The sequence below is a fragment of the Dorea sp. AGR2135 genome (genome assembly GCF_000420885.1).
GTDB lineage: Bacteria > Bacillota > Clostridia > Lachnospirales > Lachnospiraceae > Dorea > Dorea formicigenerans.
Genome location: NZ_ATVU01000003.1, coordinates 62,087 through 74,911, shown reverse-complemented (window position 1 = coordinate 74,911; position 12,825 = coordinate 62,087). Strand labels below are relative to the sequence as shown.

Sequence of the window (12,825 nt, the reverse complement as noted above, 5' to 3'; positions counted from 1 at the left end):
TGAACAATGCCATCGGATTTCCGGTGGCATTGTCTATTAAAGACTCTTAAGATATTCTTTGAGTATAGCATATTTGCGTGTATGATTGATAAAGGTTTCACGATACAGTTGTTCACGTTCTTGCTGTTTTTCTTTTTCTGTTCTAGTGTCTTGATAGCCAAATTCAGCAAATACGTCTTTGGCATCTTTGTAATATTTTTTTCGTTCTTCTTCAGGAAGCTTCTGTATAGACTCGGTTTCTGCAATTGCTTCACGGAGTTTCTGAACCTCTTTTTGGTGGTCTTCTTCAGTAAAACCACAAAAAGTCATTTCATAGATAATTACGGCTAGCAGTGTATCAGCACCAAATGAATTAATATTTGGGACGAATAATTCATAACCTAATATTTCATTCCACGGTGAGAATTCAAAAGCGTAACTAGAAGGTAACGTAGTTGTTTCTAAAATTTGCTCAATATCGTTTAAGTCGAGTGACTGTATATTTTTCAGCGTACTGAGCATGGAATCGGATAAAAGACTTTTATCTATTTCATTTTTGGAAAATAGTAAAGCATCAGGAGTTTCTTTTCCATCATTAAGGAATGAGACACCAAATATTATGTGATTGGTATTTACAGGTTCAATCGAGCGTATTCTTTGAATGTATAAAGAATGCGCTTTTTTTACGCTAAGCCTATCAGATTCATCAACTGAGGCAATTTCCATAATTACAGAGGTTACATTCTCAATATTACAAGAGTCTAATAGATCTTTGACAATCATTCCGCATCCTCCTCAATAATGCCATAATCAATAAGAATATTTTTATCCGCATTTGTTGGCATGACAATACCTAACATTTCATAATCATAGCGTTTAACACGACGGATATTTGTATTGACGGGTTCTGGTGCATAAGCAGTTGCTTTAAAATTGCGGTATTCTTCACTTTCTTGTAAATCATCAATAACAGCATGAATTAGAGAATCAGTCACAGAAAATATATCCTTCCCATTTTCTATGGCAATTAATTCATGTTGCTTTACATGTTGATCTAAATCTCCAAGTGACCGATATAATTTATATTTTTTCATTTGTTTGTTATCCTTTCTGTTTTCAGTTATTCAGATATTTCTTCTACGGTATGCTCTAATCCGTAAAATGTAAAAAGATCTAAAATTGTCCTATAGGTAGCTTTTTTTCCAGCTAATTTTTGATAGTGGGCAGAGTGGTATTTTCCGTTTTTTATTAAGATTCCCATCTGATTATTGATGGAGTTATATTCATGACGAACCGCTTTTTGCATTTTTTCATAACTGGTTAACTTTTCGACTTGTTCTTGTAGCATAGTTTCCACAATATATCACCTCTCGATCTTACGGAAAAATTTACTATCAGGTGTAAATGGAATGTTAAAATCATATCCAAGTTTATTCATTTCTTGGAGCTTTATCAGCATCAGATTAATATCAGAACCTAATGCAGCGGAAATTTGAACAACATCGTATCCTTGTTTGGCTAGTTCATATACTTTGTCATTATCTAATAAAAGATGTGAACCGAAAGCATTTGCTTCGTATTCGGTGGTATCTTTCATATTGAAAAGGACAAATTCCCGTAGCCCATCTGTTTTGGCAAGGTTACGGTGTCTTATATCATGTCCGATTTCGTGGGCAGCAACCATTTGTAGTAGATAGGATTCCATTCGAGGATTTAGAAACATCATTCTGTGATTCCATCGAAAGGTGTACATACCTAATAAGTTTGTAAATGCTGGTTCATAGTATATTTTAATACCTATATTTTCTGCGATTTTCAATGCATCTCTAGTACCACATTGGCGGACAAGATTATTTGCTTGTTTAAAAATTTGATAAGAATCCAATAGAGATACACCTCCTAATATATATCGCAATATATTATTCTCAATTATTTTTTGCGGTATTTTTTAGGCGTGTATTTTTTATTATCTTCTTTACAATCGAAGTATGCTTTTTGCAATGCGATCATAACAGCATCTTTATCTGAATCAGATAACTCTCCACCTGCAAACATTCCGGATAATTCTGCCACGAGCTTTTCAGCTTGAAGTTTTCCACGGTTGCCATATTTATCACTTGCTTGAGATACAAATTCTTCATCTTCAGTTAAAAGATAACTTGTTTCTGTATCAAGAACTTGGGCGAGACGTGAGTAGAGTTCTCTTTTTCTAGGATAACGTCCCTCTTGTTCATAGCCTATATATGTTCTCCTAGATACATTAACTGCAGAAGCTACTTCTTCTTGTGTAAATCCTTTTTCTAAGCGAAGCTGCCTTAGTTTTTCCCCGAATTTCATGAAGACCTCCTTTGTGAGATTAAAAATTTTTCTGCTATTGACAAGCGGAAAGTAGTTTCATATAATCAAGATGTGAAATTTACTTGCACATATATTACAACAAGTTGCACATAAATGTCAATAGGATGAAGCAAAAAAGGTTTAGATATATGATTGATGGTAATGCAAAATTCTTTGTGTGCAAATCTGTAAGTTTGGTTGCTATTATTATGTAAAAGATTATGGTAAAATGTTTATAGAGAATTCAAAGACTTAGCGTGGTGGCTGAGATTCTGAGCGGAATCGCAGGAGGGAAATCATGGTAGATACGTTTGAAAAGTTTATGGAAAAAGAATATTATAATGAGATATTTGACGCACTTAAGTCTTATATTCTGAAGAATAGAGCTAGATTGGAATTGGAAACTAATCGGGTACCGAATCCGCAATATATAGAGTTGGATGATTTTAAGATATCGAATATTTTATTTTCTAATACACCGGGTTATGAAATAGAGTTTGACATGATTGTAATTGCAGATATAGAAATTCAAGGATGGGGCAGATACGACAGAGAGTCAGATAATGTGGAAGTTTGGTGTAGAATTTCATGCAAAGGATTATTACATGATGGATTAAAAAATTTTTCAATTAATAGTATAGAGCCTTATTGTAAAAGAAAATTTGAATCGGAGAATCGTTTGTCAAAACATCTTGTGCCATATGTATACGCAAAGGATTTAGATAAAGAGGCTGAGAAATTTCTAAAGAAATATTATCCGAGAGCATTAGAAAGTCCAATGCGTATTCCCGTAAAAGAAGTTGTGGAAAATATGGGGTTGAATTTAAAAATTCTTCATATTACCAAAAATTGTAATGTGTTTGGTAGAATATTTTTTGCAAATACAGAAACGGCAGTATATGATGAAGAAACGGAGGAATACAAAGAAGTAACTGTAGAGGCAGGGACAATGTTAGTTGATCCTAAAGTGTTTTTTATGAGAAACATCGGATGTGTAAATAACACGATTATACATGAATGTGTACATTGGGATCGACATTCAAAATTTTTTGAGTTACAGAAGCTCTTTAATAAGAATTTGAATTCTATTAGTTGTCATGTTGTGGAAGGAGAACGACCAGAGGAGAAAAGAAACGCATTACAGTGGATGGAGTGGCAAGCGAATGCGCTAGCACCTAAAATATTGATGCCTGCTGAAATGACTAAGAGGAAAATAGAAGAGCTTCTTATCCGATACCATGTAGAGTTTAGCAGATTGAATGAAGCGGATATTATGCAAATGGTGTTGACAGAGTTGTCGGATTTTTTTGGTGTGTCGTTGCAAGCTGCAAAATTAAGAGCTGTTGATTTAGGATACAATCAGGCAGTTGGAATATTGCAATACGTGGATGGACGATATCTTCCAAGCTATACTTTTAAGCAAGGAGCATTAAAGAAAAATCAGACCTTTGTTCTTGGAATTGCGGATGCAGTATATGAATATGCTAGAAATTTAAAATTAAGAGAACTGGTAAATCAGAATCATTTTCTATATATTGACGCATTGTTTTGCATGAATGATTCTAAATATATAGAAGAAAATGAGGATGGAAAGCTGTGCCTGACTTCTTATGCAAGAAGCCATGTAGATGAATGCTGCTTGGTATTTGAGCAAATCAGTCGTGCAAATAATCGGTATGGAATTTCGTATTATCGTGAGTGCTATTTATGTAGGGATATTTTATCAGATTCATTTACAGAAACGAAATATGTGGAGACACCGGATAATCAAACAAAAGAAGAAAAGGCAGCAGAAAGTAAAAAATTATTAAAAGAGGCAGTAAAAATAGCAAAAATTCAGCAAGAGTTACCGGGTGGTTTTGGAGCTACTTTAAAATATCACATGAAGCGTTTGAAAGTTACGGTGGAAAAATTAGAAGAATTATCTTTAGTTGGGTATAAGACAATTCAAACGATGAGAAACAACGAAGCCGTAAATAAGTCACTAAGAAATGTGGTTGCAATTTGCATTGGATTGCATTTACATCCGTTATTAAGTGAAGACTTAATTAGAAAATCGGGAAATACATTTAAGTCAACGGAAGAAGATTTTGTATTGCAGTTTTTAGTTCATAATCATTATAAAGCTTCTATTTATGAATGTAACGAACTTTTAACGGAGTATGATTTCCCAGAACTGGGAACAGGAGCTCAAGAATAAGGAAGTGTAAAAGAAATGGAGGGAAAAGAAGTGTGAGTATATTTCAGAAATTATTTAAAAATAAAAATGCAGTAAAGAAAGACAAAGCAATTGCATTTGTTGACTATGAGCATTGGTATTATTCAATTCAAAAAAATTTTGGATTGAAGCCGGAGCCAGTTTCATGGAGAAGAAAATTAGAAGAGCAATACGATTTGGAAGACGTGATGGTATTTGCAGATTTTGGTCATAAAGGTATCGATGGAGAATTAACAAAGCTGAGGAATATGACAAATACAATCATTGAAACACAGCAAACATTTAGTCGATATAAAAAAGATATGACAGATTTTATTATGTTAGACTACATATATCAGACTGCATATACCAAGTCAGATATCACGACATTTATTATTTTTACAGGAGATGGACATTTTCAGTCAGTTACAAAATATTTGATACAAAAGTTGAATAAAAAAGTAATTATTTATGGGGTGAGAGATTCTGTCAGTAAACAATTGCGGACAGTCGCGTCAGAATGTTATATGTTACCAACAGATGCGGAAACCTTGCGTGGTTACTATGAAATGATTGTATCAAACTTAGCATATGTATCGGAAAAATCAAATATTATACCAACTTTTAATGGAACGGTATCAGCAGTAGCAAGACATAATGAAGTGCCAGAAGAATTGATTCATGCGGCATTGCAAGAAATGTTAGATAAAGGTCTTATATATCAGCGATTGCAGAGAGTTGCCTTTAATAAAGAAGTTAAAGTAGTAGCAGCAAATTGGGAAGAATTAGCGAAGCAAGGACTTTGGAGTTTTAATTAAAAAAATTTTTGTAAGAATCGGAAGAAAAATTTCCGGTTCTTTTTTTGCGTAAAAATAAAGGTTTCGTTAAAAAGTATATTCTATTTCAAATCTAAACGACAAATTATAGAGAAAAATCGGAAGTTTAGTTTCCGGGGCAAAAATCTATTTTTGCAATATCATACAGCCATAAGGTTGATCAACCCCAATAAAAAGCAAACAGAAAGGATAAAGAAGATGAGCAAAAAGATTGCATATATCATTCATCCATTTAGGGATGACAAGGAGAATAACGAAAAAAATATGAAGTTTATCGCAGCCGTAGCTGTTCGTTCCGGCACAGTTCCGATTGCAACTGCTTTGTATTTTCCACATTTTTTAAACGAAGAAGATGAAGCTGAGAGATTGGAAGGCATTGATTGTGGATTAACACTTATGGAGTGCTGTGATGAGGTGTGGCTGTTCGGTTTTAATATTTCTGAAGGAATGAAAATGGAACTGGACTGTGCAAGGGAATTGAAACTTCCGGTTCGTCTCTACGATATGCATATGAACCGTATCAATCTCAGAACCCTTAAAGCAGATAAGAGAGTGACACCAGAATACAGGGATGCCATTCATCGTTTAAAACTTGTACGGTAGGTACTGAAAATGTTAGGGCAGGTAAATGCATGTTACTTTTTGAAACCGGGTGACCGATTGATGGTCATCCGGGCAAAAAGAAAACGGAAGGTAACGGTAGTGAAAGAGTATCCGTATCACATTCTTGTGGACGTTGGGATGTATAAGGAAAGTATCAACAAAATTGATGTGCTGACAGAAGCGGTCAGGCTCATTCATCGATAGAAAGGATAACAATCATGAATAAAGGATTATTACAAATTGCGGAAGGTTTTGCAATGGTAGCAGAAGGTTATAGGAAAATGGCATCTGAAGGGATGGAAATTCCAAAAGATATTCAGAGAGAGGAAAAGCCGGAAAAATCAAGTACACCGGAGAAAAAGATTTCTATTACAGAGGTTAGGGCTGTTATGGCAGAAAAATCCCGTGCAGGAAAAACGCAGGAAATCAAACAGTTATTGAAAGAGTTCGGTGCGGATAAGTTATCTTCAGTACCGGAAGAACGATATGAAGAACTAATGAAAAGGGCGGAGGTGCTGTAATGGGGAAACATGCAAAATACTCGCCATCCAGCGGGCATCGGTATATGAATTGTCCTCCAGCTCTTTTGCTGGAGGAACAGTTCCCGGATGAAGAAAGTCCTTATGCTGCTGAAGGTACAGCAGGGCATAAGCTGGCGGAGCATCTGATAAAGAAGCATTTGAAGATTCGAAGCAGAAGACCAACTTCCGATTACTACAGCGATGAACTTTTGGAAGCTGTAGATGAATATGTTCAGTATGTGATTGAACAGATAGAAGAAGCAAAGCATATCTGCTCTGATCCGGTGTTTTCCGTGGAACAGAAAGTAGATTTGAGCTTTCATGTAAAGGATTGTTTTGGTACGGCAGATATGGTGATTGTCACGGATAAAAAGGTTCATATTATCGATCTGAAACTGGGAAAAGGCGTACAGGTGGATGCTGAAAATAATACGCAGTTGATGATTTATGGTTTGGGGATGTTGGATATAGCGGAGATGCTTTTTGATATTGAAACCGTAGAACTTACCATCGTTCAGCCGAGAATCAGCCATTTTTCCACATGGGAAATCTCAGCAGAAGAACTGCATCAATGGGCAGAACAGGAATTTGAACCGAAAGCGAAAATGGCGTTGGACGGAGAAGGAGAATACAAAGCTGGGGAGTGGTGTCGTTTTTGCAAGGCGAGGTTTCAATGCAGGGCAAGGGCAGAAGAGTATCTTCATTTGGCACAGATGGAATTTTCACAGCCAGCGTTACTATCAGATGAAGAAATTGCAGAAGTGCTGTCAAAAGCGGATGCACTAAAGAAGTGGGCAGAAGAAATATACACTTATGCACAGAACGAAGCAATCACGAATCGAAAAGAATGGCCGGGATTCAAACTTGTGCTTGGAAGAAGCAACCGGAAATATACCGATGAAGAGGAAGTGGCGGAAGCTGCAAAGACAGCGGGCTATACCGATATTTACCGGACGAGTCTTATCAGTATTACGGAAATGGAAAAGCTGATGGGAAAAAAGAAATTTAATGAAATCTTGGGCAGTTATGTGTACAAACCGGATGGGAAAGTCACATTAGTACCGGATTCAGATAAAAGAGAAGCAATTTATATTTCAACCGCAGAAGCGGATTTTAGTCAGGAGGATTAATGATTATGAGTACGAGAGTAAACAACACGAAAGTTATTATTTCAGCGAGAGCGTCCTATCTTCACGCATTTGAGCCGGATTCCATCAATGGATCTGATCCGAAATATTCCGTCAGTCTGATTATCGATAAAAAAGACACGGATTTGATTACAAAGATAAAGAAAGCGGTTGAACAGGCAAAAGAAGACGGGAAGTCAAAATGGGGAGGCAAAATCCCCGCAAATCTGAAATTACCACTTCGTGACGGAGATTTGGACAGGCCGGAAGATGAAGCCTATGCAGGAGCCTATTTTATTAATGCGAATAGCAAACAGGCACCACAGGTAGTGGATAGAAACGTACAGCCGATTTTGGATCAGAGTGAGTTATATTCAGGATGTTATATCCGTGCTTCCGTTACTTTTTACGCATATAACAGCAACGGAAATAAAGGAATTGCGGCAGGACTCGGAAATATTCAGAAAGTTCGTGATGGAGAGCCACTTGGTTCCAGAATGAATGCAAAGGATGAATTCGATGCAGTAGACGGTGAGGATGATTTTCTGGCTTAAGAATAAACGGGGGCGGATTTCCGTCCCCTACATAAAAAGGAGACGTAAGGATGGAAATATGGAAAGACATAAAAGGGCAGGAAGGCCGGTATCAGATCAGCAGTACAGGGAGACTTAGAAGAATGCCAAGATATGTAAAAGGAAAGAATGGGTTGCTGCGGAGACTGCCAATGCAGATGCTGGAGCTTACCTATGATGAGGTAAAGAAAATCAAAAGGAAGTTAGAAGAGGGAGAGCATGTGTTGAAGATTGCAGAGGAGTTTAACATTTCAAGAAAAGTGGTAAGCAAAATTAAAAGTGGGAGGTCTTATGCATGGGTAGAATGTTAGCGATAGATATTGAAACATATTCGGATGTGGATCTGATTTCCTGCGGTGTATATAAGTACAGCAGTTCTCCTCATTTTGAAATTTTGCTGATTGCATATTCTGTAGATGATGAGGAAACGGTCTGCATTGACGTGGCGAACGGAGAAGAACCTCCGAAGGAATTTATTGAGATGTTATTTGATGATACCGTGACAAAAACAGCGTTTAATGCAAATTTTGAGAGAACCTGCTTTTCAAATTATTATCAGCATTCATTCAGACCAGAAGCGTGGAGATGTACGGCGGTACAGGCGGCCATGTTAGCCCTGCCTCTTTCATTGGAAGGAGTAGGTGCGGTTCTCGGATTGGACAAGCAGAAAATGACGGAAGGAAAAGAATTGATTAAATATTTTTGCAGCCCGTGTAAAGCCACAAAATCAAATGGAGGAAGAACAAGAAATCTGCCGAAAGATGCACCGGAAAAATGGAGACAGTTTAAAACATATTGTATTCGGGATGTTGATGTGGAAAAACAGATACGGCAGAGACTGGCGAAATTTCCTATTCCAAAAAGGGAGCAGGAAATTTACTGTCTGGATCAGAGAATCAATGACCGTGGAATCATGGTGGATCGTAATCTTGTGAATCATGCGGTTGCTTGCGATCTTTTATATAAAGAAACCGCAACAGCGAGAGCCTATGAATTAACGGGACTGGAGAATCCGAACAGCGTGTCACAGTTGAAACTTTGGCTTAAGGAAAAAGGTTTGGAGGTGGATTCTCTCGCAAAAGATACAGTAAAAGATTTGTCAATGAAAGCAGAGGGAGATGTGCAGGAAGTGTTAAAACTTAGGCTGGCAACATCTAAGACTTCTGTAAAAAAATATGAAGCAATTGACCGTTCTGTGTGCGCAGAAAATCGTGTTCATGGACTGTTACAGTTTTATGGGGCAAACCGGACCGGCAGATGGGCAGGAAGATTGGTGCAGATTCATAATCTTCCGCAGAATCATCTGCCGGATTTGGAACTGGCGAGAGCGTTGGTATCAGAAGGAAGATATGAAGAAGTGGAACTTTTCTATGAAAGCACTCCAAATGTACTGTCGGAACTAATCAGGACTGCTTTTGTGGCAAAGCCGGGATGCAGATTTATTATCAGCGACTATTCTGCGATTGAAGCCAGAGTATTGGCATGGCTTGCAGGAGAGGAATGGAGATTACAGGTATTTGAAACGCATGGAAAAATATACGAGGCTTCTGCATCAGCAATGTTTCATGTACCGATAGAAGAAATTACAAAAACCTCGCCACTTAGACAGAAAGGAAAGATCAGCGAACTTGCATTGGGATATGGGGGTGCAGTTGGAGCATTGACATCGATGGGGGCTTTAAAAATGGGACTGACGGAAGAAGAACTTCCGGGACTTGTGAGTACATGGAGAAGTGCGAATCCTCATATTACAGCATTTTGGTGGGCGGTTGATGAGGCTGCGATAACGGCAGTACGGGATAAAAAACCATCCAAAGTAGGAAGGGTATCATTTGAATATAAAAGCGGGATTTTATTTGTCACGCTTCCGTCAGGACGAAAACTTTCTTATGTGAAGCCACGGATGATGCTGAATAAATTCGGCAGGGAAGGACTGACATATGAGGGAATCGGGGAATCCAAGAAATGGATGCGTTTGGAAACATATGGTCCAAAGCTAGTCGAAAATATTGTACAGGCAGCAAGCAGGGATATTTTAGCGGAAGCGATGCTTCGCTTGGAAAAGGAGGGATTTGACATTGTATGTCATGTTCATGATGAGGTGGTTTTAGAAGTGCCTGATGGGAAATCTTCCGTGGAAGAAGTGAATGAAATCATGGCAGTCAATCCAGTATGGACAGAAGGACTTCCATTAAAAGCAGCAGGATTTGAAAGTCCATTTTATAAAAAGGATTAGGAGGAGATGCGGAATGAAGATTGCGGTGTCTACGGGAAACTCCCGTATGGATAAAAAATGGAATCTGACAGAAATGGAACTTGAGGATTTTAGAGAACGGATTTCCAAGACACGACGTACTGCGGAAACAATGGAACAGTATCGGAAAATGAAGAAGTCGCAACAGGACGATATTAAAGATGTAGGCGGTTTTGTGCTTGGAAGATTAAAAGGCGGGAGAAGAAAGAAGGATTGTGTAATCTCCAGATCCGCTTTGACGTTAGATATGGATTATGCAGTTGCAGATATTGGGGATCAGTTGGAATTGTTTTTTTCATTTCAATGCTATCTGTATTCCACCCATAAACATACAGCGGAAAAACCAAGACTTCGTTTGATTATTCCATTGTCCCACGAAGTATCGCCGGATGAATATATGGCTGTCAGCCGGAAGGTGGCTGAACAAATTGGAATGGAGCTGTTTGATGATACAACGTATGAACCAAGCCGATTGATGTATTGGCCATCCACATCTTCCGATGGAGAGTTTATCTTTCGGGAAATTAAGGGTGAGCTTTTGAAACCAGAAGACGTATTGGCTTTATATACAGATTGGAAAGATGCCAGTTCATGGCCGGTATCTAACCGTCAAAGGATAATTGTGCAGAAAAGTCTCAAAAAACAAGAGAATCCATTGGAAAAGAGAGGCATTATTGGGGCATTCAATCGGACATTTACTATTCAACAAGCAATTGATACTTTTATTTCAGATGTATATCAGCCGAGCGAGATGGCAGGAAGATATGATTACATTCCAGCGGATTCTTCTGCGGGAGTGGTGATTTATGATGATGTGTTTGCGTATAGCCATCATGCTACTGATCCGGCATGCGGAAAACTTATGAATGCGTTTGATGTAGTAAGGATTCATAAGTTTGGAAATTTAGATGCAAAAGTGACGGAAGAAATAGAAACTACCAAACTTCCTTCTTTTAAGGCTATGCAGGATTTTGCATCAGAAAATGAAGCGGTACGCCAGACTTTATCTAAAGAACGGGAAGAATCAGCACGGTTAGATTTTGCGGAAGAAGATTGGAAGATGCAGTTGGAGTATAACCGACAGGGAATTGTAGTGAATAATCTGAGAAATTTGTTGTTAATTTTAAATAATGACGAAAAGTTGAAATCAATTGTATTTAATCAGTTATCGGATGGAATGGAAATTAAAGGGGAAGTTCCGTGGAATCATCCGTCAAAATTTTGGAGAGATGCGGATGATGCACAGTTAATTTCCTATATTGATTTGAATTATGGAAACTTTTCTGCAAGAAATTATGACATTGCGGTTTCAAAAGTAACCGATGATCGTTCCTATCATCCCATTAAAGAATTTTTAGCGGCTTTGCCGGAGTGGGATGAAATTCCGAGAGTGGATACTTTATTGGTGGATTTTCTTGGAGCAGCCGACAATGCCTATGTTCGTGCGGTTACAAGGAAAACATTGGTGGCGGCGATAGCAAGGGTAATGAATCCGGGATGTAAGTTTGACACGATGCTCGTGTTGTCCGGACCGCAAGGGAAAGGAAAATCCACGTTGATTGCAAAACTTTGTGGAGAGTGGTTCAACGATTCCCTTCTTCTTTCAGACACAAAGGACAAGACTGCAGCAGAGAAACTACAGGGATATTGGATTTTGGAAATTGGGGAACTCGCAGGATTAAAGAAAACGGACATTGAAACGCTGAGAGGATTTTTGTCAAGACAAAACGATATTTACCGTGCCGCTTTTGGGCGCAGGGCAACTCCCCATCCAAGACAATGTGTGTTTATCGGGACAACGAATGCGGACACTTATCTTAGGGATATTACGGGTAACCGAAGATTTTGGCCGGTAAAAACACCGGGAGGAACTGGAAGGGGTTCTTGGGAGATTACTAAAGATGAAGTGGAACAGATCTGGGCAGAAGCGTTGCACTACTACAAAGATGGAGAAACCATTCATCTTCCGAAAGAGCTGGAACCAATCGCAGTCCATGAACAGAAAGAAGCGATGGAACAGGATGAGAGAGAGGGAACGATCCGTGATTATTTGGATATGCTTCTGCCGGAAGGTTGGGATTCCATGACTTTGTATGAGCGCCGGAATTTTATCAATGGTTCGGAATTTGAAGGAAGCCATAAGGTGGGAGTGAATCGGAGAACCCGTGTCTGTAATATGGAAATTTGGTGTGAGTGTTTTGGAAAAGAACGCGGCAATTTGAAACGTCAGGATGCGAATGAGATTGCTGCGATTATGAGTAATATCGAGGGGTGGAAACGCCCGGAAGGAAAGATGCGTTTTTCTATTTACGGAGTCGTGAAGGGTTATGTCCGTGAGGAAGAATAACGGCAATTTATCGGAAACAATCGGCAATATGTAGCCCTTTACGGAAGTTGCC

At 38.4% G+C, this 12,825-nt stretch carries 15 protein-coding genes; 10 read left to right on the top strand and 5 right to left on the bottom strand.

The features are described from left to right. Window positions 1-36: 36 nt before the first annotated feature. Genes G593_RS0103015 through G593_RS0102995 form a run of 5 tightly spaced genes read right to left on the bottom strand, consistent with a single transcriptional unit; the run spans window position 37 to window position 2,316 of the window. Window positions 37-762: a DUF6557 family protein gene (locus tag G593_RS0103015; protein WP_029730707.1), complete on the bottom strand. Its 726-nt coding sequence runs from the start codon at window positions 760-762 to the stop codon at window positions 37-39. Further along, the gene (locus G593_RS0103010) at window positions 759-1,073 is read right to left on the bottom strand and encodes a hypothetical protein (RefSeq protein WP_029730706.1); all 315 of its coding nucleotides are present in this window, start codon (window positions 1,071-1,073) and stop codon (window positions 759-761) included. The genes G593_RS0103015 and G593_RS0103010 overlap by 4 nt, the downstream gene beginning before the upstream one ends. A gap of 26 nt (window positions 1,074-1,099) precedes the next feature. After that, window positions 1,100-1,336, bottom strand: a complete 237-nt coding sequence (locus tag G593_RS0103005) for a hypothetical protein (protein WP_029730705.1) — start codon at window positions 1,334-1,336, stop codon at window positions 1,100-1,102. 6 nt (window positions 1,337-1,342) lie between these two features. Next, complete coding sequence (locus G593_RS0103000; RefSeq protein WP_029730704.1) at window positions 1,343-1,864, bottom strand: ImmA/IrrE family metallo-endopeptidase; 522 nt, start codon at window positions 1,862-1,864, stop codon at window positions 1,343-1,345. 44 nt (window positions 1,865-1,908) lie between these two features. After that, complete coding sequence (locus G593_RS0102995; protein WP_029730703.1) at window positions 1,909-2,316, bottom strand: helix-turn-helix domain-containing protein; 408 nt, start codon at window positions 2,314-2,316, stop codon at window positions 1,909-1,911. 298 nt (window positions 2,317-2,614) lie between these two features. On the opposite strand from G593_RS0102995, the gene G593_RS0102990 reads away from it, so the two are divergent. From G593_RS0102990 to G593_RS0102945, 10 genes are all read left to right on the top strand, one after another. Beyond that, window positions 2,615-4,516 carry an ImmA/IrrE family metallo-endopeptidase gene (locus G593_RS0102990; protein WP_044993971.1) on the top strand — a complete coding sequence of 634 codons (1,902 nt, stop codon included), beginning with the start codon at window positions 2,615-2,617 and terminating at the stop codon, window positions 4,514-4,516. Window positions 4,517-4,548: 32 nt separating this feature from the next. Next, window positions 4,549-5,331 carry an NYN domain-containing protein gene (locus G593_RS0102985; protein ID WP_029730701.1) on the top strand — a complete coding sequence of 261 codons (783 nt, stop codon included), beginning with the start codon at window positions 4,549-4,551 and terminating at the stop codon, window positions 5,329-5,331. A 216-nt stretch (window positions 5,332-5,547) separates the two neighbouring features. Next, window positions 5,548-5,952: a DUF7768 domain-containing protein gene (locus G593_RS0102980; protein WP_029730700.1), complete on the top strand. Its 405-nt coding sequence runs from the start codon at window positions 5,548-5,550 to the stop codon at window positions 5,950-5,952. A gap of 9 nt (window positions 5,953-5,961) precedes the next feature. Then, window positions 5,962-6,156, top strand: a complete 195-nt coding sequence (locus tag G593_RS0102975; protein ID WP_029730698.1) for a hypothetical protein — start codon at window positions 5,962-5,964, stop codon at window positions 6,154-6,156. Between the two features lie 14 nt (window positions 6,157-6,170). Then, complete coding sequence (locus tag G593_RS0102970; protein WP_029730697.1) at window positions 6,171-6,473, top strand: hypothetical protein; 303 nt, start codon at window positions 6,171-6,173, stop codon at window positions 6,471-6,473. Further along, complete coding sequence (locus G593_RS0102965; RefSeq protein WP_029730696.1) at window positions 6,473-7,603, top strand: DUF2800 domain-containing protein; 1,131 nt, start codon at window positions 6,473-6,475, stop codon at window positions 7,601-7,603. Before G593_RS0102970 ends, G593_RS0102965 begins: the two co-directional genes overlap by 1 nt. 5 nt (window positions 7,604-7,608) lie before the next feature. Then, complete coding sequence (locus G593_RS0102960; protein ID WP_029730695.1) at window positions 7,609-8,154, top strand: DUF2815 family protein; 546 nt, start codon at window positions 7,609-7,611, stop codon at window positions 8,152-8,154. 50 nt (window positions 8,155-8,204) lie between these two features. Further along, a complete protein-coding gene (locus G593_RS0102955) occupies window positions 8,205-8,483 on the top strand; it encodes an NUMOD4 domain-containing protein (RefSeq protein ID WP_029730694.1) in 279 nt (92 codons plus the stop codon). Then, window positions 8,468-10,408: a DNA polymerase gene (locus G593_RS0102950; protein ID WP_029730693.1), complete on the top strand. Its 1,941-nt coding sequence runs from the start codon at window positions 8,468-8,470 to the stop codon at window positions 10,406-10,408. The genes G593_RS0102955 and G593_RS0102950 overlap by 16 nt, the downstream gene beginning before the upstream one ends. A gap of 13 nt (window positions 10,409-10,421) precedes the next feature. Beyond that, window positions 10,422-12,773, top strand: a complete 2,352-nt coding sequence (locus tag G593_RS0102945; RefSeq protein ID WP_029730692.1) for a virulence-associated E family protein — start codon at window positions 10,422-10,424, stop codon at window positions 12,771-12,773. Window positions 12,774-12,825: the final 52 nt, after the last annotated feature.

Bases quoted from the DNA above. Each gene is read 5' to 3' on its own strand.
- G593_RS0102995 (WP_029730703.1), bottom strand. From the start codon at position 2,316: ATGAAATTCGGGGAAAAACTAAGGCAGCTTCGCTTAGAAAAAGGATTT.
- G593_RS0103010 (WP_029730706.1), bottom strand. From the start codon at position 1,073: ATGAAAAAATATAAATTATATCGGTCACTTGGAGATTTAGATCAACAT.
- G593_RS0102975 (WP_029730698.1), top strand. From the start codon at position 5,962: ATGTTAGGGCAGGTAAATGCATGTTACTTTTTGAAACCGGGTGACCGA.
- G593_RS0102990 (WP_044993971.1), top strand. From the start codon at position 2,615: ATGGTAGATACGTTTGAAAAGTTTATGGAAAAAGAATATTATAATGAG.
- G593_RS0102945 (WP_029730692.1), top strand. From the start codon at position 10,422: ATGAAGATTGCGGTGTCTACGGGAAACTCCCGTATGGATAAAAAATGG.
- G593_RS0102950 (WP_029730693.1), top strand. From the start codon at position 8,468: ATGGGTAGAATGTTAGCGATAGATATTGAAACATATTCGGATGTGGAT.
- G593_RS0103015 (WP_029730707.1), bottom strand. From the start codon at position 762: ATGATTGTCAAAGATCTATTAGACTCTTGTAATATTGAGAATGTAACC.
- G593_RS0102960 (WP_029730695.1), top strand. From the start codon at position 7,609: ATGAGTACGAGAGTAAACAACACGAAAGTTATTATTTCAGCGAGAGCG.
- G593_RS0102970 (WP_029730697.1), top strand. From the start codon at position 6,171: ATGAATAAAGGATTATTACAAATTGCGGAAGGTTTTGCAATGGTAGCA.
- G593_RS0102965 (WP_029730696.1), top strand. From the start codon at position 6,473: ATGGGGAAACATGCAAAATACTCGCCATCCAGCGGGCATCGGTATATG.
- G593_RS0102980 (WP_029730700.1), top strand. From the start codon at position 5,548: ATGAGCAAAAAGATTGCATATATCATTCATCCATTTAGGGATGACAAG.
- G593_RS0102955 (WP_029730694.1), top strand. From the start codon at position 8,205: ATGGAAATATGGAAAGACATAAAAGGGCAGGAAGGCCGGTATCAGATC.